This window comes from Salipaludibacillus sp. CF4.18, from assembly GCF_051262595.1.
Taxonomy (GTDB): Bacteria; Bacillota; Bacilli; order Bacillales; family Salisediminibacteriaceae; genus Salipaludibacillus; species Salipaludibacillus neizhouensis.
The window spans coordinates 1-20,888 of record NZ_JBIMEV010000053.1 but is presented as its reverse complement, the minus strand read 5'-3'; the positions used below and the strand labels follow the sequence as shown (position 1 = coordinate 20,888).

The 20,888-nt window shown below is 35.4% G+C and carries 18 protein-coding genes and 1 pseudogene; 3 read left to right on the top strand and 16 right to left on the bottom strand.

All coding sequences use genetic code 11. The annotated features are described in order from the left end of the window. Positions 1-111: 111 nt before the first annotated feature. The 6 genes from ACHABW_RS21225 to ACHABW_RS21200 form a co-directional block, all read right to left on the bottom strand. A complete protein-coding gene (locus ACHABW_RS21225) occupies positions 112-1,035 on the bottom strand; it encodes a hypothetical protein (RefSeq protein WP_435758337.1) in 924 nt (307 codons plus the stop codon). 186 nt (positions 1,036-1,221) lie between these two features. Beyond that, complete coding sequence (locus ACHABW_RS21220; protein ID WP_435758335.1) at positions 1,222-3,123, bottom strand: copper resistance CopC/CopD family protein; 1,902 nt, start codon at positions 3,121-3,123, stop codon at positions 1,222-1,224. Positions 3,124-3,210: 87 nt separating this feature from the next. Continuing rightward, a complete protein-coding gene (locus ACHABW_RS21215; RefSeq protein WP_435758363.1) occupies positions 3,211-3,903 on the bottom strand; it encodes an urease accessory protein UreH domain-containing protein in 693 nt (230 codons plus the stop codon). A 118-nt stretch (positions 3,904-4,021) separates the two neighbouring features. Then, positions 4,022-4,546: a thiol-disulfide oxidoreductase ResA gene (gene resA / locus ACHABW_RS21210; protein ID WP_435758333.1), complete on the bottom strand. Its 525-nt coding sequence runs from the start codon at positions 4,544-4,546 to the stop codon at positions 4,022-4,024. A 217-nt stretch (positions 4,547-4,763) separates the two neighbouring features. Further along, complete coding sequence (locus ACHABW_RS21205) at positions 4,764-5,918, bottom strand: F510_1955 family glycosylhydrolase (RefSeq protein WP_435758331.1); 1,155 nt, start codon at positions 5,916-5,918, stop codon at positions 4,764-4,766. 93 nt (positions 5,919-6,011) lie between these two features. Continuing rightward, positions 6,012-6,725, bottom strand: coding sequence for a cytochrome c biogenesis CcdA family protein (locus ACHABW_RS21200; protein WP_435758361.1), 714 nt, complete (start codon positions 6,723-6,725; stop codon positions 6,012-6,014). A 256-nt stretch (positions 6,726-6,981) separates the two neighbouring features. Here ACHABW_RS21200 and ACHABW_RS21195 point away from each other — a divergent pair, with 256 nt between their 5' ends. Further along, positions 6,982-7,515 carry a CBO0543 family protein gene (locus ACHABW_RS21195; RefSeq protein ID WP_435758329.1) on the top strand — a complete coding sequence of 178 codons (534 nt, stop codon included), beginning with the start codon at positions 6,982-6,984 and terminating at the stop codon, positions 7,513-7,515. Positions 7,516-7,679: 164 nt separating this feature from the next. Here the strand turns inward: ACHABW_RS21195 and ACHABW_RS21190 are convergent, their stop codons facing one another. The 5 genes and pseudogenes from ACHABW_RS21190 to ACHABW_RS21170 form a co-directional block, all read right to left on the bottom strand. Next, the gene (locus tag ACHABW_RS21190) at positions 7,680-8,162 is read right to left on the bottom strand and encodes a DinB family protein (protein ID WP_435758327.1); all 483 of its coding nucleotides are present in this window, start codon (positions 8,160-8,162) and stop codon (positions 7,680-7,682) included. A gap of 330 nt (positions 8,163-8,492) precedes the next feature. After that, positions 8,493-9,742: pseudogene (locus ACHABW_RS21185) on the bottom strand (YeeE/YedE family protein). A 233-nt stretch (positions 9,743-9,975) separates the two neighbouring features. Further along, positions 9,976-11,844, bottom strand: coding sequence for a squalene--hopene cyclase (gene shc, locus ACHABW_RS21180; RefSeq protein WP_435758325.1), 1,869 nt, complete (start codon positions 11,842-11,844; stop codon positions 9,976-9,978). 400 nt (positions 11,845-12,244) lie between these two features. Then, complete coding sequence (locus ACHABW_RS21175) at positions 12,245-12,943, bottom strand: TVP38/TMEM64 family protein (protein ID WP_435758323.1); 699 nt, start codon at positions 12,941-12,943, stop codon at positions 12,245-12,247. Between the two features lie 289 nt (positions 12,944-13,232). Beyond that, on the bottom strand, positions 13,233-13,853 hold the full coding sequence (locus ACHABW_RS21170) for a flavodoxin family protein (RefSeq protein ID WP_435758322.1): 621 nt from the start codon (positions 13,851-13,853) through the stop codon (positions 13,233-13,235). A gap of 485 nt (positions 13,854-14,338) precedes the next feature. Between ACHABW_RS21170 and ACHABW_RS21165 the strand changes: the two genes are divergently transcribed. Then, entirely contained in the window at positions 14,339-14,962 is a 624-nt protein-coding gene (locus tag ACHABW_RS21165) for a Crp/Fnr family transcriptional regulator (RefSeq protein ID WP_435758320.1), read from the top strand. 166 nt (positions 14,963-15,128) lie between these two features. Here the strand turns inward: ACHABW_RS21165 and ACHABW_RS21160 are convergent, their stop codons facing one another. The 4 genes from ACHABW_RS21160 to ACHABW_RS21145 all read right to left on the bottom strand — a co-directional run bounded on the left by ACHABW_RS21160 (position 15,129) and on the right by ACHABW_RS21145 (position 16,955). Beyond that, entirely contained in the window at positions 15,129-15,578 is a 450-nt protein-coding gene (locus ACHABW_RS21160; RefSeq protein ID WP_435758318.1) for an OsmC family protein, read from the bottom strand. Positions 15,579-15,833: 255 nt separating this feature from the next. Further along, positions 15,834-16,088 (bottom strand): small, acid-soluble spore protein, alpha/beta type, encoded by a 255-nt coding sequence (locus ACHABW_RS21155; RefSeq protein WP_435758316.1) that lies wholly within the window; start codon positions 16,086-16,088, stop codon positions 15,834-15,836. 208 nt (positions 16,089-16,296) lie between these two features. Further along, positions 16,297-16,401, bottom strand: coding sequence for a YjcZ family sporulation protein (locus tag ACHABW_RS21150; protein ID WP_435758314.1), 105 nt, complete (start codon positions 16,399-16,401; stop codon positions 16,297-16,299). A 134-nt stretch (positions 16,402-16,535) separates the two neighbouring features. Next, positions 16,536-16,955: a hypothetical protein gene (locus ACHABW_RS21145; RefSeq protein WP_435758312.1), complete on the bottom strand. Its 420-nt coding sequence runs from the start codon at positions 16,953-16,955 to the stop codon at positions 16,536-16,538. Between the two features lie 663 nt (positions 16,956-17,618). On the opposite strand from ACHABW_RS21145, the gene ACHABW_RS21140 reads away from it, so the two are divergent. After that, positions 17,619-19,571 (top strand): LTA synthase family protein, encoded by a 1,953-nt coding sequence (locus ACHABW_RS21140; protein WP_435758310.1) that lies wholly within the window; start codon positions 17,619-17,621, stop codon positions 19,569-19,571. Between the two features lie 128 nt (positions 19,572-19,699). On the opposite strand, the gene ACHABW_RS21135 is transcribed toward ACHABW_RS21140, so the two are convergent. Further along, positions 19,700-20,599: a phosphotransferase gene (locus ACHABW_RS21135; RefSeq protein WP_435758308.1), complete on the bottom strand. Its 900-nt coding sequence runs from the start codon at positions 20,597-20,599 to the stop codon at positions 19,700-19,702. Between the last annotated feature and the right edge of the window lie 289 nt (positions 20,600-20,888).

The window sequence follows — 20,888 nt, the reverse complement described above, 5'->3', positions numbered from 1 at the left end:
TCAGTGGAGAAGAAGCCTTTCAAAAATCAGTTTTACAATGTGGTTCGATCCTTGTCTCTCCTCATTAATTCACTTATAAGTAGTCAAAAGAAATATGGATTTATAGCATTTTCACAAGTCTACGTTATTCACTTTTTCCGGTGGTATTCTCTGATTTGCTACTTCCAAATTTATTCGATCTCCAATATAGATGAGGCACATAACCATTAAGGATAGAACTGCCATTTGCATAACGTTAATAAACAAACCTGTTTCGTTAGTGATTAAGCGTAAAAGTGGCTCTGCAGTAGCTGAACCAAATATTAATATGAGTATTGGGTAAACTACCGGAAATGTACAGCAAGCAAAGGAAGTTAATGTTGCAAAAACACCGGATCCGACCGTAGAGGTTGCTGTTTTCATGCTCAACTTTTTTCTTAATTCCCAGTAATTAACCATCAAGACAATAGTAATACTAAACATGGATGTTATTGTAGCCATCATAAGAACAGCTGCAAGCGAGACCGTTCCGAACAGATTGACAGTAGGGAACCAAAATTCGATACTTGGCCAAGGGGATAACGGACCATAGGTTTGAGTAATTTCAATATACCTTTCAAGTGGTACCAGATCCTCAGAACGATTGACCGTAACCATACCCGAGGCAAATGTATAAAGAATAGTGTAAATGAAAATAACTAATATAAATATATTTCGGTAATACTTTCTTTTAAGAACGGAACGTAGTTGATCGCCTGTAGCCAAGAAAACTACACGCCACAAAGCAATAAGGGTTAGTGGTAAAAGTACAAAACCAATTTTGTAAGTTATATTAAACAAATCATTGCTAAAGTGGTTGGAAAGCCAGTTTTGGATGATAATTATTATTATCCATGCAAAAAACATATTAAGCACAGTAAAGGATCTAAATGTCCATTTATAATTGTTACGACGAATCCCTGAGTAAATTAGTGTAAACCAAGTTGCTAAGGTAATAAAAGCTGCTAGCATAGTAAAAATGATATTTACCCAGTTTACTATATCGATAGAATTCATGCTGTTCACCTTACTTATCGTGTATTTGAATTTTTTTCCGCTTTATTCCATTAATTGATTATTCGAGACTGTATATTTTACCATTAAACCCTTTCTAAATATTCTTCCCTGTGGAATCTCCTATAGTTAGTTGGAACATAATATTATTTTTAATCCACAACAGATTAATTAGACATCCCCATAAGATCAATCATCCATTCTTTCTCCTGGCACTTGAATAATATAAGGGATCTCAACTATTTCACCATTGTCTGTTTCGACTAAAATATCAAGAGTCATCGTCCCCGGAGCATGCAAAAGTCCTCCAGTAACTTGAAATCTCCCATCCCCTAAATTGAATGCTCGTTGCTCTCTTTCATAATCAGGTGCCATACTTAACACAATATCTACACTTTCAATTGATTGTTCCGCATCAAACTCTAATACCATATCACCGTATCCTGCTTTAAACGGGGTGATATCTACTGTAACACTGACATCATGATCAGCCACTAATTGTCTTGGATAAACACCTTGCTCTGCAGTTCTTGGTGAAGAACTCATTAAGGACGCTGCTACAAAAATAATAATAAAACCAATCATTAATTCCGTTTTAGTTCTCAACAAAAAACTAGAATTAAGCTGTTTTTTTGAATGCAGGAAGTACCTTTGGAGTAAACCAATGAAAAGAATAATTGTAAAAAGAATTATTTTCAATAACAAGAAATTCCCCCAATTACTAACCATAAGACTTTCTAAACTAAAGGAGGGAAGATATAGAATTATCATCCCTAGCCCTGATACAGAAAGGGAGATAATACTTAAAAAAGCAAATTCAGAATAAATTTTTCCGTATTTTTTTAACCATATGACAGGATTATCTTTAGGCATCATAATTAATAAAGCAAAAAGTCCGCCAATCCAAATAGCCCCTGTAAATAAATGTAATAGATCGAAAAAGATAGCGTAAAGGCCTCCATGACCAGTTAATGAGGAATGTCCTGAAACTGACCATAATAAAATAACAGAACTAATAACTAAAAAACGATATTTTAAAAGTTTAATCCAATAAGCACTTACTAGAAGAATGAATTGAGAGAATGTTACCCACATGAACTGGAAGGTCAACAGTTCCTTAAAAGGTACATTTTCCAACTCTATAAACCGAAATATTAGTACTAAAATAAACCCTAGTAAGGCGGTTACATAAAATAGATGTACCATTCTGCTCCATCTTCGGAGATATTCTGCTCCTTTTGAAATAAAAAGTTGGAAAAACATCACCCCAAATAGCACAAAAACTCCAACGTACGATAGCCATTTAGCTATTTTATTGAATTCAATATTATTGTCTACCTTATCAATAGAAACTTTTGAGTTAACAATGGATGTTACTTCATTAATGGCGAAATAAAAAATTCCATTATCCCCTCCATTTCCCCCTTGTGTATACCAGTTTGCTTGATACGATCCACTTTCTAACTGTTCATTAAGCTCAATAATATAGCTCCGTGGATTTTCAGGATTAATATATTCCTCTTTAATATCTATTGGTCTCATTTGATCGTCAAATAAACCAAATAAGATGTTCCTATCGTTTTCAATTTCATCTGTAAACCATATTTCAATTTTCTCAGGGTTTTTTTTGATCAATTCTCCATCATGAGGAATTGTTTTTTCAATCCGCAGATGATTTTCAGGCTCATTTTTATCGTTCTCTTTTTTTTCTATCGACTGTGAAATTTCAAAGGTGAATTGTTCATTTAGTTCGTGACCATCCATTCCAATAACATTAATAAAAACAGTGTATGTACCCGGTGTTAAATCATCAGGTATTGGTAAAAACAGATTTTTACCATCTACTGTGGGTTCTTTCATTTCAATAGAAGTTCCTTGTGAATCTTTCATTTGAATAGAATTAGAATATAAACTAATAGGTTCCGCAAAAGTTATATCAATTTCATCCGGGATCTCTTCTAACATTGAACGAATATCTGGTTTGATCTCTTCAATGTCTGAATGGGCCTCAACTTCTACAGTAATGAAAAATACAGAAAAAAATAAAGCTAAAATCATCCATAGTCCCTTGAAATAATTAGTTTTTCTCACTTTGAGCACTTCCTATTTATAAAGAATAATTAGAATAAATAAAATTTTATAAGTTAGGGCGGTTTTATTACTTCTGGTCATCGTGAATTACCAAAATGTCATAATGTCTAATATACCAATTAGGATCATTAATGCCCCCGCAATACTTTGTACCACTCGTCCTATCCTTCTCCCTTTTTTTAATATGGAGCCCCCAGCTCCCAGAAACCAAATTACAAAGATTACTATGAACAGTGGAATTGCAGTGCCTATCGCAAAAACACCTGGCAATATCCCTCCATAGGGAGTAGAAAAAGTGACCGGCATGAGTAACACGAAAAACAAAATGAACATCGTTGGGCAAAACCCAAGTGAAAAACTAAAACCGAGCATGAATGCGCCCCAGTTCCCTTTTCTTTTTCCTTTGTTTCCTCCTGCCTCTTGATGTTTCCACAGCTTCACTGTCCACCTCATTGTAAAGAAACCAAGCATATAGAAACCAATTAAAATAAGCAAAGGGCCTAGAATCTTCCTAATCCATGGGAAATATGGTGTGAGTTCTCGTTGGAATTCTTGTCCAATAATCCAAACGATACTTCCTAAAGCTGTAAAAGCAACGATTTTTCCGAGTGTATAAAAGATAGTATTAGACCAAGAAATTCCTTGATTAAGAGACTTCGACCCGTAGAGTGTTATAGCACTAATATTTCCAGAGAATTGACATGGCGCTAAAGCACCAACCAGACCTAGTAACAAGGCGAAAAATAGGGGAATTGATTCCATACTGTTAGCAGCATTCATAAAAGGCTCTCTAAAAAATGCACTGACTTGATCTACTAGTTGATAAAACACACTACTCCCACCTTTAGCTGTTGACCTTAGAATTATAAGCACCGGTTATAACTGTAATTAATAAATATTACTTTGGTACAATTTTTTCCAATGCTTCTACTACTTCTGCTTCCGTTTTGCCCCCAACTTTACGTTCTATAACTATACCTTCTTCATCTAGTAATAATGTATGAGGTAGAGCAGTGACACCATAAGCATTACTTACAAGCAGGTTACGGTCAATTGGATTGGGATATGGTACTTGGTGCCGATCAATAAAACTTTGGACTTGAACCGACGATTCATCTACATTTACGGCAATGATTTCTACCCCTTTTTCTTTATATTCTTCATAATGTTCTTTTAAATACTCCATCTTTGCCGTACAATACTTACAGTAAGTAGCCCAAAAAGTTAAATAAACACCTTTACCCTTATAATCATCAAGTTCAAATTTGTTCTCATTGACATCTTTAAGAATAAAGTTTGGCGCAATATCCCCTGTGTCTACTAGTCCTCTTTCTTCTGTAAATTGAAGAAAAAAAGTATATCCAATTGCAAGCATCATTACAAACAAAATGGAGGCTCGAACGATTAATCTACGTTTCTTCATTTTATTCTCCCCTTGAAAGCTAACTTGTTTATTGTGAAATTATAACGATAATTTGTGATTAAATTGTGAAGATCTTAATTCTTAATGCAGTCGGTCCAATAACCCAATAACTACCTAGAAGGTAGCGGCAATCTATAAATTGTCACTTCATAAAAATGTGCTTGAACCTATTAGGCCCAAGCGTTAACATATTAGCATTTTCTTATTTTAACTCTGTCTATTCGGCACTACCCTTATTGACAATCTTCGTCCATGTGTCCCCGCTATCCTTTGTGATATAAATATCCTTATTTAAAGTAGAAAAAACATATTCACTTGCATTTTGGGGGTTTTGCCTCACGTAGGCAATAGCATCATCACTATCTAATGAGGGAATGCTGAGATGACTCTGGCTATTATCAACTAAACTGATTGACAATAATTGCCCAGACACACTCACCAATAGGGAATTGTTATGATCAAAAGATACAGCTGTTGCATTTTCATTTTCGAGTAAAGGCTCAAATGAATTGCCGTAGTCCGTAGAAATAAAGACTCCACTATCAGTGCCAATTGCGACTGTTCCTTCTTCCGTTGGGTGAGCGGCTAATGTAGAAGCTTGTCCAACTAACCCTTCTAATTTACTTTGATTCCATGTTTTTGTTTCATCCGTTGAATAATAAAAACCTGGTTCATCCATTCTTGAATTTGGTTCCGGATTAAATACAAAAATATCTTTTGTTGTGTATCCTACTGTCATCCCGTGGAAATCTATTTCTTTGTATAAATCAAGAGTTTCTAACGTTTTTCCTTTATCAGTACTTTTTAAAATTCCAAAGGGATTCGCCATTTTCGAACCAGGAGCTGGATGTCCACTACTATAGAATCCATCTTCCACCATTGAAAAACCCATATAGTCATGTTGTTCACCTTCTGTTTGATTAGACCATATACCATCTGAATACATCTTTAAGCCATCATGAGAAGGAACATAAATCTCCTGTCCATTATTCGTGTAGCCTAATCCGTGGATATGCGTAAATGTAACCCCGTTCTCAGTACTCTCGTTATTATGCAAGAATCCAAGAATAACTGCCGCTAACAAAGGGATAAAACAAAGGAAGAGAACTGATTTTGATATTTTGTTTAATTTATTTCTTTTAACACTTTCTTCTTTCTTTTGTATGTTTAGTCCATTCATTTTCTTTTTTAAAACGTACCAAACGAGGAGAAGTACGACGAATAAAACTAAAGATCCAATAATCCCATTTTTGATCATTGTATTCATTAGAAGCTCTTGTTGATGTTCTTCTTCTGTTCCGTGTGCTAAAACATTAAAAGGAATGGCTAACAAAGTTAAAACCATAGCAAAGCTGTATAGTAAGTGTCTCATTTATTCTGCCTCCAACAAATTTTGTGTTTTTTTCTTTATTTAATATAAATGAAAGATGTGGTAGAAATGTGATAAATAAAATTTTATCACACATTAAAAACCTGTGAAGCCGTTGAATACATTGTTAATTAGAAATGATGATATTTTTGACAACCAATCAAAGTATAAAATGATCCCCATGATGATCATCATATACCCGCCAAATTGCACAATTTTATGAGTATGTTTTTTTATGAAGGTTAATTTCCCAATAAAAAAAGTCATAATGAAAAAAGGTATTGAAAATCCAAGACTGTAAGTAACCATATATAGTAGTCCAGAACCCGGATTTGCGACACTTAAGGCAATTACCGAAGCTAAAATAGGTCCTATACAAGGTGTCCAACCAGCCGCAAAACCAATACCAATCAAACTTGAACCAAGGTATCCAGTTGGCCGATTTTTCAATGTGATTTTTTGCTCTTTCATTAAAAACTTTGGTTTTATTAAACCCAGTATTACTAATCCAAAAAAGAAAATGATAATTGCTCCTATTTGACGGATAAATTCATTATACTTTAAAAAATATGTTCCAATAAACGAAGATGACATCCCTAACACGATAAAAATGAGGGAGAACCCTATTAGAAAAAGGAGAGTGTGAGCAACAGCTTGTTTATTAAATGCTTTGCCTCCCTCTTTTAATTGGTCCGTTGACATCCCTGTAATATAGGAGATAAATGCAGGGTATAAAGGAAGATTACATGGAGAAATAAAAGATAATAATCCAGCTCCAAATGCTAATAATAGTAGTGTTACATCATAGATAGTGTTACCTCCTCAATACTTAACCTCTTAATAATTCCAAAGCATACTCAAAATCATATAATATAAATGTGATGAATCTATGAAGAATAAGACATTAAACAGAATAAGTTAACAGTTACCAAAAAAGGACACGAATACGATAAATCACTGAATTCGTATTTATATTAGCGCTTCCCTAATTGTTTAATAATGTATAGGCAAAAGAGCATAATATAAAGACATAATATATGAAGTTTTTCCTAAGGAGTATCAGTCTATGTTGCAAACGGTTTCTTGGTATCTTCCATCCTTTTTTACAGCATCACTCTTGATTTTAACAGGGTGTTTTGGTGACTGGAGAAACTGGAGGAAATACTATCCGACAATTCTTTTTATCGTTTTAGTTAGCCTTTTTGCCTACGTTTTAACTTATGATCATCCACTGTGGTTATATCATGGAACTTTCTTGTCTCCAAACCGGACAATGAATGAATTACGGGTCGCTTTTCTATCACTTCCTGCTATTATATTACTTTATCTTTCATTCTATCCATATGCCTCAAGGATTTATCTGCAAATAATTTATACTATTATATTTATAATTAGCGGGTCGATATTTGAATTTTTATATGTATTTCTTGGAATTATTACATTTCATAACGACTGGCATATGTGGTGGTCAGTTGCTACATGGTTTGTCCTGTTCCTGGTAGCAGCTATCCATAATAAAAATCCACCGTTGGCATGGATTATTTGCGTGATTTTCAGTGTGATTATTATTATTTATTTCAAACTTTCTTTATTCGAATAAACTCAGGATAATAATTAAAAATTGTCTTAATCGAAATAAGTTGCGTTTAAAATCTTATATTTAGTGAATGAAAAACAGCAGGATATGAATCTTTCAGTTCGCCCTGCTGCCCTTCATTAGTTAACTATCTATTTTTATTGACGAATAAATAAACTGATCATTGTCTAGTCCTGCGTTAAAAAAGTTTCCATTTGCTCTTGATGGTGCAGGTCGTGTTTTGAAAACATATCGACGAGTTTATTCGTTGTGAATGTTTCTTCGGATCCCCTTATCTTAAACGTCATCTGGTCGTCCAAAGACATGATTTGTTCAATTAACAATTTACGACTTGTGATAAATCCTTCTAAAATCCGCGATACTTTTCGACCTTCAAGGGAAGCTATAGCTGCTCGGTTATACACTGCAGGATACGGAAAGGGCGGCAGCGACGAGTCCTGAGCCAAACGAGGAATTACTGATTCCATCAAGTAGCTATCCCAGTAGTATAAGTGTCCGACGATTTCACGGATTGACCATTTTCCGGACTTTATGGGAACTGTCAGCATTTTTGCATCATAACTTTGCAAATGTTCTACATAGGAAAGCATGTTTCGCAGCGATTCTACTTCTGTTGTCATTTTAACTTGATCGTTTCTATATGTACTCATATTGTTTGATTTCTCCTTCCAGAACTTTTTTATTTTTCAAGTTCAACTTAGGCTATACTTTAGCATAAAAGTACCCCTTACTAAAACCATCAGAAAATATTCCTTCACGAATAATTAGCAGCAAATTGACTTCATTGATGATGGACACTAGTCTTCCCCTTATCTTAGCAGATTTATCTAACAATCCTTGATTATATTATTCTTCGTTAAAAAACTGATAAACTATAATGTTTATGCAAAGATTATATGAAACCTAAAAGATACATTATTCTCTTTTAATAACAAATCACCATGCGATTATTTCGCATGGTGATTTGTTATCCTCATTCCTTAACAAAACGAATCTTTTGATTTTGGAACGGATAACCCAAATAATGGTCTAATATATAGTGCAACAAAAGTCCCAGCTAGTGCTAGGATTCCCCAAATATAACCATGAAGACTAAATGACGCAATGCCGCCGAAATACGCGCCAATGTTACAACCGAAAGCGAGACGGGCACCATAGCCTAACAACAATCCTCCAATGACAGCCGCAGCTACATTTTTAAGATTAATACTAGTAAACTTGAAAAGCCCACCTGCCGCTGAAGCAAGGAATGCTCCAAGAATAACACCTAAGTTCAGTACGGTAGTTGAATCAGCAAAAATGGATGATTGCAGTGCTGCTTCATTTGCACCTTGCCAATATCCCCAACTAGCAACATCGACTCCGAAAAACATGAGAATTTTAGATCCCCACAATGCAAAAGCGGAAGTAACCCCCCATGGCGTACCACGTGTCATTAAAGTTAAAGCATTAAGGACAGCCAGCGCAATAGCTGCTGCGAATAATGGCCATGATCCGCGGAAAATCCTTTTCCAACCTTTTGTTGAAGGTACAGGTGCCATTTTTGGTGGTTTTCTCTTTTTCTCTATAATGATCGTAATCCAAGTGATAAGACCAAATAATGCAATCGATAAAGCCCAAGCACCACCATAACCGAGTCCTGTAGATGTTGCTAGAGAAACAGGTTCAAAGGCTGGTAGATCTTCGGTCCAAAATGGTAGATGATAGGCTCCTATTGTTGAACCGACGATAAAGAATAATAGAGTTATAAACATAACAGTACGTCCGCCTCCAACTGCATACAGCGTACCAGATGCACAACAACCTCCTCCAAGTTGCATCCCTATTCCAAATAAGAAAGCACCAACGAGAAGACTAACACCTAATGGTGCCACATATCCGCTGACGCCTCCACCAAAGAAGGAATAACCAAATGCTAAAATTGGAGCAAATAATGTTACCGCAACTGCTAGCATTAGCATGTGCGAACGGATTGCCTGCCCATTTCCAACAGACGCAAGCCTGCGAAATGCCGAAGTAAAGCCAAAGCGAGCATGGAGCAGTGTGTATCCAAGCAGCACACCAATAACTAGTAAGGTTGAGCAATAGTTTGTGTGAAAGCAAGATAACTCAATAAGATTGCCGCAACAACTAGACCACCAATGATTAGTGACTTTTGAGGTTTATTTAAATCAGCACTATTTTGCTGAACTGGATCTTTTACTTCATCTATAGGTTGAACCTTAGTCATTTAAAACACCCTTTTCTGATAAAATTAGTATGAATTACTTTTATTACAATAACAGCATCACGATAGGGTGTCAAAAAATTGAATTTAAAGACTATTTTTTCTGCCAAATGGGTTAGTTGTTCTTGATGATAAAGCAACTGATCTTCTTCAAGAATTAGGAAATATGCAGGCTTCCTTATGAACCAGAGATAAGTTTCATTTGCATAATAAGCTTTAGTTTATTCTTCATTATTTCACAAATACTTCTTCCGATAATGGCTTAACGTAAGGAGAGGCCAAATGTAGCGATAGCTATGGTAATGAATATAAAAGGCACCAGGAATACCCGCTCCAGTTGGATACTCTGTTTTCCAATTAGATTGATGAACACTATCGATTAGTTGCATGATTCCCTTGTTTATGGCATTTGTTGGCTGATCGGCAGCAGATATTAGTGCATCCAAGGCCCATGCTGTTTGAGAAGGAGTACTAGCATGAAGAGGCACATACCTATTGTAAATATCACTCAGGCAGGACTCTCCCCACCCCCCATCTTTGTTTTGTATGGATTGTAACCAGTTTACACCTTTGTTAATAGAACGGTGGTTTTTTCTGATTCCAACGGCTGTTAATCCTGTAATAGCCGCCCATGTTCCATATATATAAGAAATTCCCCACCGTCCATACCATGAACCATTTTCTTCTTGATTTTTGACTAACCATTGAATCCCCGATTGAATTTGTGGATAAGCGGTGTTGAAACGTACATCTTTTCCAAGAAACTCTAATGTCCTACCCGATAGGTCGGATGTGGAAGGGTCAATAAAAATTCTTTCGGCTCCATCAACTGGTAGTAGTGATAGTAGAAAGTTATCTGTGTTTTTTTCAAACGCAGACCAACCTCCGTCATTATTTTGCATCGATAAAACCCATTGCACTCCTCTCGACCAATTATTTGCGTAACTTGGATTAACACTCGTCAGACCTTTTATCGCTCTTAAAGATGCGGTTGTATCATCGACATCGGGTAGTATCGTATTAATGTCCGAAAAGCCCCAACCTCCAGGTGTTGTATTGGAATTATTTAATGCCCAATCTCCGTATTTATAGTGCTGTCTGGATAAAAGATATTCACCAGCTTTTATAATCATCGGATCTGTAGCATTAATCCCAGTCTGTTGCAGGGAATCGCTAATAAGCGCAGTATCCCAAACAGTGGAAGTACAGTTCTCCAAATGGTAGCCATCCTTTGTTTGACAAATAAGATTTTTAGACCCTTTCATAGCTTCTACTATTAAAGAATCATGCTTGGAATAGCCTAGGGATAGTAGAGCAAACACCATAAAAAAGGTAGCAACAAAATAGCTGTACAAAGTCCCATCAGGTTCAATGCGACTTAACATAAACTGTTTCGAGTTTTCAAAGGCAAGACTGCGAAGATTTTTCGGAAAGTTAATGAGTTTGTTTATTTCTTTTTTTACGGTCGTTAAGAGACCTCGAGACAATTCTGAGGTATCTTCATTTAGCTGCCTTTGAACAATAAGATCAGATAAATCAGGTGTTCTACTTGATTTCAGGTGGTATTTTAAATTTGAGGTAATAAGAATCGGTACAATATTTACCCGGGCATAGCCGACAAAATCATATAAGCTAATTGGAGAAGATCGTGGTAATAAAATGAATTCTATTGGAATTTGTAAATGGATAGGCCATGGTAATTGACCGGTTAAGGAAAGCATCACTTTCGTCAATTCTTGAGCATTTGTTAGACCACCATTTTTGATAATAAAGGATTTAGCTCTAACCATAAGCTGATCCTGTTCATCTACATAACCTGAATACCGTAAGGCAAAATAAGCATCTATAGTTGCGGAAAGATTCCCATCGGTTTCGTCTTTAAATAATTTCCAGGCGCCATTTTTATTCTGAATTGCAAGAAGTCGATTCACAAGAATTTTAATGAGTTCTTCATCATCGTCATGTAAAGATCTTAATAAAATAATCATATAAGCATCTGTCATAGGGCCAGATTCAAAGCAGTAGTGCCAAGAACCATCTTCTTCTTGGGCTGCTCTTAATACGTTGGTTAAATATTCTATAGTGTGATGAATTTTCTTTTCCATTAGCCACCTCCTATACATAAAGGTATATTAATAGGACGGCTATTATGCATCTCTTTCTAATTGTCAGAAACATGATATTACCCACTGAATTAATCAATAAAAAATTCTCCTTTGAAATTATATCTATTTTAACTTCAAAAAAGGGAAAATAGAGTGCACACTTTGCATTTTTATCGTGTTTAGAGCGGGGATATAGAATTGATTAACTTCCTCATTCTTCTTTTCAGCACGATAGTCCTTTATATATGCTAAAATTTCCTTGAGTACCAAGCGTCTACCGAGGATTGCTCTATCTGAAATTGTATGATATCAAACTACTCATCCACACATCATAGGACTTTTTTATAAACTGTCCATTTTATAGGTTACAGTTCATATGGAGGGAATACTAAATTATAATTTACTTTTTTCTCATTTTTCGTTCTAACCATGGTTTAAGTACCGTCCCCGCAATGGCTATAACAACGACAGCAACAAAAGCCCACACGATCATCATGACGGACTCCGTTGAATGTTCTCCCAAATAGGAATACAACATAGTGGCTGGTGATTGACCAATCGCTGTACCAATTATATACACCTTAAATTTCATCTTCGTAAAACCGGCAGCGTAACTTATGATACCATATGACATAATGGGAACAACTCTGCTGATAATTATAGCGTACATACCATAGCCATAGCGCACAAAAAATCGATCGGACCACTCCAATGCTTTTCGATTGACCAATTTTTTCACAACAGGTCTTCCTAGTGTACGAGCTATATAAAAACATAGTGTTGCATCAATCAGTGCGCTCGACCATGAAAGTATCCCTCCCCAAAATGCTCCAAAAAGAAGACCATTAGCAAAAGTGGGAATGAAAGCTGGTAAAGGTGCAATCAGAACAGATAAAACCATTAACAAAGCAGATATTACAGGAGCCCAAACACCGAAAGTCAAAAGATAGTTTTTCACGGTTTCTATATCGCCATGGGATAATTGTGTGATAGCTTGAAAGATAAAATTACGGAAGCCTGGTGACAATGCATATAAAGCTAATAATAGTAACATGCCATAGGCTAAGATATAACTATACTTTTTTCGATTAGTTACCAAATCTTTTGCCTCTTTCTATACGTCTAGTATGAATATATTAGGATACACTAGTGGAGGAAAAAAGAGTGGATATGACCATTCTTTTCGGATTATTGACCTAAACGGACTTCTTGTTAAAGAATTTGATGTACATGCCCTTTTGTTGAAATACGTGAAGTTTCCGTAGTTTTAAATAGTCTATTAGAAGCACATTTCTCTCTTAGCAAACGTGCGGAAAGCAAAGTCAATAACAGGTAATTTTTATATTTTATTAACTCCAACTTTTAACAAGGTAGCTTTCCTAACAAGCTTAATTTGTATTTCCAATCGCAGGTATTGGATGTTTATGAAGCATTCGTGCAAAATGCAATAAGTTATAAGACATTACCTTTGTGTTTTTATTGGTAAATTCGTTATCTTTTCCACCTTCTATATATGAGGGTCCTGGACCTGCTTCTCCAACCCAATACGCATCAACGTTAGGAGGAACGGTGAAACCAATATGTTGCAAGCCATACAAGATGGACTTCGCAGATTCTTTCGCTCCATCTTCGTTACCTGTGACAACAGCGCCCCCAACTTTATTATAATAAATCGCCTGCCCTTTTTCATTTGTTTCCGCGCTAGACGCATACAATCTCTCCATAACAAGAGTAGAAATGCTACTTTTTTCCCCAATCCAAATTGGAGTTCCAATAATAACTATATTAGCAGAAAGTACTTTTTCCATAATTTTTGGCCATTCATCTCCATTTCCCATGTCTGGTGCCATTCCCGGCGAAACTTGGTAATCGGCGATACGGATTTCTTCGGTTTCGGTGCCCTCTTTATTCAACCATTCGGCAGCTTTTTGTAACAAGCAACTCGTATGTGACTCTTCTTCACTTGTCTTTAAGGAACAATTTAACATTAATGCTTTCATTTTAAACATCCTTTCTATATTTTATAGAGCTTTGATATATGTTACCGGAAAATAATTTTATTGATCTGTCCAAACCTTAAGACTAGTCCAGGAAACAGCCTCTATAAGCATGCTCCCATTCCAGCTCTGTTAGAAGATGTTATCAGGCATCACGCATAGGCTTCGGTTACATAAAAGATTGTAACTGTCGTGATGTATGTTCTTTAACCCGAATTCAGTTGCCGTAAACACTCATAAAGATAAAAATGTAAGCTATCTTACGTGTTATGAAATAAATTATATATTTTGGTGGGCATCTCTTATTCCGTTCTCACTTTTCTTCTTTACTTATAGATAATGAGGTACAATACGAAGAAGATAGTCTTAGATACACTCATTTTTTCTTATGTAGAAATAGTATTGTTGCAAATATAACTATAACTCTGGAAATGAGAGGGTACGAGCATGGATAACTAACACTCCTATCTAATATCAATATTTTTGAAGAACTTGAAATGAAAGAATTACAGTTGATTGATCGAAGTAGTACAATGACTCCTGTAAAAAAAGGGACATTAATCCTTTCTCCTGATAAACCATTAGAAGTATTATTTATTCTGAAAAAAGGACAAGTTCGCCTGTATCGAATGAACTCAAGCGGAAAACAGTTTACGACTGATATACTATTAGATGGAAATATATTTGGTGAAACGAAAAACTTAATGTTAAGTGACCAAGAGACTTATGCCGAGTGTAATTTATGCACGATGAATAAAGAAAAGTTTGAAGATTTTATTGCCTCACACCCCCCTGCCGCACTAAAGCTTATCGAAATATTATCCAATCGATTAAAAGAAACTTATGAAATTAGTGAAAAGATTGCCCTCGGTAGCGTTCGCTATAGAACATTGTTTTTACTGATGAAAATGAGTGAAAAAAGTGGTCGGCGTGAGAAAGAATGGCAATCCATTCGAATGAAACTTACACACGAAGATATTGCAACTATGGTAGGATCTACAAGAGAAACGATTACACTGCTCATGAGTAAACTTCGTAAAGAAGGGCTTTTGAAAAAAAGTCTGTTTGGCTACTCAATCAAAGCTGACGAGATCACTAGCATTTTAAATAAAGAAGAATAGCTTTATTTCTGTAATACAAAAAAATCCCCTTCCTCGATCTTCGGAGGAAGGGGATTTTTGACTGAAGAGTTACTTCCGTCATAGCGAATGAAAGTGGTGTGATATACTTTCATTCAACAATTTTAGCACTTAATCTGCCAAAAATTGTGATAGAAATACTCTTTATTTATGCTTTTGTCCAATTAGCCTCAAGCTCTACTCCAGCGGCTTTTAATGTTGTATAGACAGGGCAACGTGCATCTGTTTTATCTTTTAACTCATCTATACGATCTTGAGATTCACTCGTCGTTACTTTTGCATGAACAGATACTTTTTCAAAGTAAGGACGAACATCAGCCTGTCCCATTAGACCTCGTGGATCCAATTCACCATTTACATCAAATTCGATGGACTCTAAATCAAATTCCATTTCTTTTCCCACCATATTGGCAATTACGTTTTCACAGCCTGCTAACGAGGCGAGTAAATTTGATAATGGATCCTGTCCTTCATCCGTTCCACCCATTCCACCCATATTAGGTGGCTCATCTATAATAACCTCATGTTGCTTCGCCTTTAGTGTTGATTTCATGTTCTTTGTTGTTCCAGTAACCTGGAACGTCATTTTATTACTCATATTAATATTGCCTCCTTTTTATCCTATATTGAATGGGTTACCTGAAACGCTCATATTCTAACGTAAGCTAGCTTACATTTGTGTTTCTGATGCATGAAATCAGCATTTAAAACTTCTCTCATTTTTTAGACTTTTGAAAACTACAAAATTGAAAAAGACACCAGTACCAATTTCTTGTAACGGTGTCTTATGATTATTGTCCTTCAGTATTATTTTCATTATTGTATTAACTTTTAATTAGAATTTTAATTTGCTTCAGTTTCTCTTGGTTAGTTGGTTTTCCGCCATTTTAACTAATTCTCGAACCATCTTTCCACCTATATTGCCACCAATTTTTCCTGCGTCCTTTGCTTTAATTTCTCCATTGTAACCGTTGACCAAAGGAATCCTTTGTTTTTGAGCGGATTCAAACTTCGCATTATCTGGATCCTGGGTATTGGACACCCTTGCCTTTAACTGATTTAATTGTTCTCTTGCTTCTGGAACAAGAATTTTATTCCTTTTCCCCACTATATATCCTCCCCTTTCTTTTTCTTTCTCATTCTTTGCGGGGAGTATTAAAAATATCCTAAGTATTATGGGGGACGAATGGAAAAAATGTGAATAACTATACATAAGACCATAATTTTTTTGGATTAGTGTAATATGGATTGGTTTTAAAGCGTAACCTAAAAACCATAAACAAAGCAGGACAAAGATTGCCCTGCTTCTCTAAAAATTAATAAGTTGGTGTAAAACCAGCTGAACCTACAATGATTAATAGGATAAACAAGACTACAATTAAAGCGAAACCACCACCTGCATAACCTCCAACTGCACTCATTCTAACACCTCCAATTTATATCATGTAGTCAATCGTATGCAGAATGTTTAAGTGAGTTTGGACTGTAGATACAAACTGATACAGAAAAATTATGGAGTTATAAAGACTAGATTAATCTTCTGTTTACATTTTTATTAAAATAAATCGGGTCTGTTACCTGGATATCCATAACCTCCGAAAGCGCCGCTAGCACCTGGATAGCCATTGTATCCTCCATAGCCACCAAAACCAGTTCCTGGATAACCACCGTAGCCTCCGAAGCCGGCAGTAGCTGGATTGCCATTGTAACCACCGTAACCTCCATAGTTAGCTCCTGAATAACCATAAGCACCATAGCCAGGGGTACCCGGATAACCGGCGTAACCTCCGTATCCACCGGGGGCAACTCCTGCAGGTACATCATTATCGAATAATTCTCCGCCGAGATAACCTAATCCAGCTCCTAAAAGCCCTGCACTCAGCGGACCTATACTACCGTATCCTAATCTTGAATCTCTTGTGTGAGCTATTTGTTGATTGTACATCGGATTCGAATGCATTCCTTGATTGTACATTTTAGATCTCCTCTCAAGCACAAACGTAAGCTTGTGTTTATGTCCTTATCGGCTTTCACTCTAGCCTATGAAATTAGGATAGAAGTGTCATGGGCATATACCTTTTTTTGAGTTGTTGATGATTTCGCCCAATCAGTCATTTTTAGCACAATAATGGCTAATCGTCTTTTAGGTTGCTATCCATATTCAAAATATTAAATTAAGAAAAATACTATTAGCATCTCTCTATTGAAGAAAGGAAATATGAAAAGCAACAGATTGGACTAAGGCTGTTTGCTACCCAAAAATTCTTGCTAATCCTTATTTTAATGATACAATAATCTAATGTCTCGAACTTCTAGAATGATTATTGATGTATTTGTGGCTCTTTGCTATTTTTGAAGTTATCTACAAATAGCTTGAAATAGCCATTATACCTTGTGAAATCAATAGTGTTGTCCCTTTTAAAATGGCAATCTTCTTTTTTAAGAGGAGTATGGACTCGTTTTTCCACTTCCAATTATATGAAAAAAGGGGTTATTCTAGTCGATATATTTAGTGAAATAAGGCTCTTCAAAGTGTAATTAATTATGTGAAACTATGTGAAATTATTTACATGAAAGATGAGTAGAAAACACAAAAAATGTTTGGAATTAATAATGTAATAAATATGGGGGAAAGATCATGAAACAAATAATCAGCAGTAAACCACTAGTTTTTTGGGTAGTATTAGCTTTCTTATGGGTTAAAACAATCGTTGTTAGTTTAACAGAATTTCAATTTTCATTAGAAAACGTGAATCAGTTGATTATATTGCTGTTAAATCCATTGCCTGTGCTTTTATTAGCATTTACATTTATCCTGATGCAAAAAGAAAAAAGACAAACTGGTCTTTTACTTATTTTCATGAGTTTAATTTCAGCTATTCTTTATGCCAATATTGTCTACTATAGGGAATTTACGGATTTTATTACTATACCATTACTTCTCATGGGGAATAATGTTAATGATTTAGGCTCTAGTATTCAAACGCTTGTGAACGGGTATGATCTATTGTTTTTCATAGACATCCCCATTGCAGCGATATTGCTTTATAAATGGAAAAAAGCTAGGAATACACCAGACGAGAAATACAGTTTTAAAAAACTTAGTCCGCTCTATGGTTTGATTATTCTGATAACTATCGCAAATATCAGTCTAGCAAACATTGAAAGACCAGAATTATTAACCCGCACATTTGACCGGGATCTTTTAGTAAAGAATCTTGGGATCTATAGTTATCACATTTATGATGCTCAATTGCACATAACATCCAGTGTTCCCAGAGTTTTTGCAAACGAGTCAGAGCTTGAAGAAGTCAATGATTATATTAATGAGGAAGCTATTGATTATATCATTAAAGAAGATAAGGAAGATATGGAAAAATCTGAAGAAAAAGATTTATTTGGTATTGCAGAAGGAAAAAATGTTATTTTTGTTGCGGCAGAATCACTTCAGGATTTCGTCATTAACGAGACTGTTAACGGTGAAGAAATCACTCCGTTTCTGAATGATTTAATCGATGATAGTTTGTATTTTGAAGAGTTTTATCATCAAAGTGCTCAAGGGAAATCGTCCGATTCCGAGTTTCTGGTTGCAAATTCGCTTTATCCATCAGCAAGAGGCGCAGTGTTTTTCACACATTCCAGTAATGACTATTATGCTATGCCTGAGATCATGAAGGAAAATGGATATTATACAGCTTCTCTTCACGGAAATAATGGAAGTTTCTGGAATCGTAATGTCATGTATGAGCAGTTCGGGTATGATCGTTTTTACACAAAAGATGATTATAATGTTACAGAGGAAAACAGTATTGGATGGGGATTAAAGGATATTCCTTTCATGGAGCAGTCAGTCGATCATATGCTTGATATGCCTCAGCCTTTCTATACGAATTTGATTACATTAACAAACCACTTCCCTTTTGATTTAGGCGAAGAAGATATGTATATCGACAGGTATGATTCCAACAGTAATACGTTGAATAAATACTTTCCAACCGTTCGATATATGGATGAGTCGATTAAGGAGTTATTTAATGAGTTAAAAGAAAACGGACTCTATGAAGATTCTATGATCATCATCTACGGAGATCATAACGGTATTTCAACGAACCATAACAAGGCTATGTCTCAATATTTAGATAAGGAAGTTACACCATTCGTTGAAGTTGAACTACAACAGGTACCGCTTATCATCCATATACCTGGTGCTGAAGGTGAGACAATTTCAACTGTCTCAGGACAAATAGATGTTCGTCCGACACTCTTTCATTTACTCGGTATGGAGATAGAGAATCAAACGATTTTTGGTAACAATCTCTTCTCTGAAGATCGCGAAGAGTTGGTTATATTGAGAAATGGTGATTTTATTACAGATGAAGCGATGTTTATTGGCAACACGTGTTATGACAAAACAACAGGTGAACCTGCGGAAACCCCTTTATGTGAATCTTATAAAGAAAAGGTTCAAGAAGAATTGCAGCTCTCGGATAGTATTATTCAAGGAGATTTACTCCGTTTTAGTGAAAGTATTAAAGAGCAACAACCGATCCAATCAATCAATAAAAATACCTTTAATGAACAAGAACACTAAAGCCAATTTCTTCTAAAGCTATTTAGGACGTAAAACATATAAAAAGCCGACTTCCAGTTTAATATCAAATCTGGAAGTCGGCTTTTTTCTTATTGATATAAATTGTTAATAAGGCTGATAGATTATACCTAATAGGGTTCTGTACTCCTCCCCTCGGTCGTGTTGCAACTATTTCTCACAATGGTTTTCCAATAACTCCACGCTTTTAGATAGTCTTCTAAATCACTAGGATGATGTTTCATACACATGGCTAACCTTAGAAACAAACCTATAAGAACTTCTTCATATAAATGTTGCTCTTTACCGTCCCATTTTGTTACTAAGTGATTTGCGGCAGATTCTATTGTTTGTTTAGATAAGTCATCGGGTGAAGAACAAAAGGCATAAATTAAATCGTAGAGTGGCAGTCCAAGAAGAGGAGTTGGATCGATTACCCCAGACAACTGAGCGTTATTAAAAATAAAATTATGTATACCACAATCGCCATGTAATAAAAAAGGTTCTTCGTTTAATGGAATTCTCTTCGGACTTTTTATAAGATGATCTATTAAGATATAATCTTCATTTTTAAGAAGAGAACCTAAAATTGTCTTTGCTTCATTTCCTTCATTCAAAAGAAAATCTGGCCATGTTTCAGTAGAATCATCTTCCCATCCCCAGAGATTCGAAGTAGGCACGGTCGTATAGTTATTAATAAGTTCAAGCACAAGTTTGTGAAGTATGTAACTTTTATTATTTCTAACTTGGTCTGTATCACCAGCAATGTAAGAATAAACGATGTACTTGTAAGATTGTTCAACGTATAAAAGGTTAGGTAATAGATTTATCTTTTTGTATGAGTCTAAATAGAGTACTTCTGATTTAAGAACTTGTGGGTCATTCATTTTAACGACACACTTCTCAGTTCCATTTTTCTCTAGTAAATACAATTTACTTGAAGTCCATCCATTTAATTCTTCAAATGTTATTGCATCTGAATGAATGATAACTTTATAAAATAATTCGTTAATAATTTCTTGAATATCCATACTTATCTCCGTTTCGAAAGTAATTTGGTACTTAATTTGTTCTACAGCTTCCCTAAAGATAACAGAGTTTTATCATAATAAACAACCTTACTTCGATGGGATATCGAAGTGAGGTTGCATCTCTTTAGATGAAGTGACTTTTAATTAATATGTGCAATGGCTATACACGCTGCACGCCTGTTCTGAGAAAACCACTCAGACCATGCTTAAGACAATGCAGCGGATTCGCTCATTGCTTAAAGGATGTTCAAAAAGGTAAATAACTCCCTTTTTGAACATCCTTTAAAAT

Excerpts from the sequence above, each read along its gene's own strand:
- ACHABW_RS21215 (WP_435758363.1), bottom strand. The coding sequence starts at position 3,903 with ATGAATGCTGCTAACAGTATGGAATCAATTCCCCTATTTTTCGCCTTG.
- ACHABW_RS21140 (WP_435758310.1), top strand. The coding sequence starts at position 17,619 with ATGAAACAAATAATCAGCAGTAAACCACTAGTTTTTTGGGTAGTATTA.
- ACHABW_RS21160 (WP_435758318.1), bottom strand. The coding sequence starts at position 15,578 with ATGAGTAATAAAATGACGTTCCAGGTTACTGGAACAACAAAGAACATG.
- shc (WP_435758325.1), bottom strand. The coding sequence starts at position 11,844 with ATGGAAAAGAAAATTCATCACACTATAGAATATTTAACCAACGTATTA.
- ACHABW_RS21170 (WP_435758322.1), bottom strand. The coding sequence starts at position 13,853 with ATGTTTAAAATGAAAGCATTAATGTTAAATTGTTCCTTAAAGACAAGT.
- resA (WP_435758333.1), bottom strand. The coding sequence starts at position 4,546 with ATGAAGAAACGTAGATTAATCGTTCGAGCCTCCATTTTGTTTGTAATG.
- ACHABW_RS21145 (WP_435758312.1), bottom strand. The coding sequence starts at position 16,955 with ATGTACAATCAAGGAATGCATTCGAATCCGATGTACAATCAACAAATA.
- ACHABW_RS21205 (WP_435758331.1), bottom strand. The coding sequence starts at position 5,918 with ATGAGACACTTACTATACAGCTTTGCTATGGTTTTAACTTTGTTAGCC.
- ACHABW_RS21190 (WP_435758327.1), bottom strand. The coding sequence starts at position 8,162 with ATGAGTACATATAGAAACGATCAAGTTAAAATGACAACAGAAGTAGAA.
- ACHABW_RS21225 (WP_435758337.1), bottom strand. The coding sequence starts at position 1,035 with ATGAATTCTATCGATATAGTAAACTGGGTAAATATCATTTTTACTATG.
- ACHABW_RS21135 (WP_435758308.1), bottom strand. The coding sequence starts at position 20,599 with ATGGATATTCAAGAAATTATTAACGAATTATTTTATAAAGTTATCATT.
- ACHABW_RS21150 (WP_435758314.1), bottom strand. The coding sequence starts at position 16,401 with ATGAGTGCAGTTGGAGGTTATGCAGGTGGTGGTTTCGCTTTAATTGTA.
- ACHABW_RS21195 (WP_435758329.1), top strand. The coding sequence starts at position 6,982 with ATGTTGCAAACGGTTTCTTGGTATCTTCCATCCTTTTTTACAGCATCA.
- ACHABW_RS21165 (WP_435758320.1), top strand. The coding sequence starts at position 14,339 with ATGAAAGAATTACAGTTGATTGATCGAAGTAGTACAATGACTCCTGTA.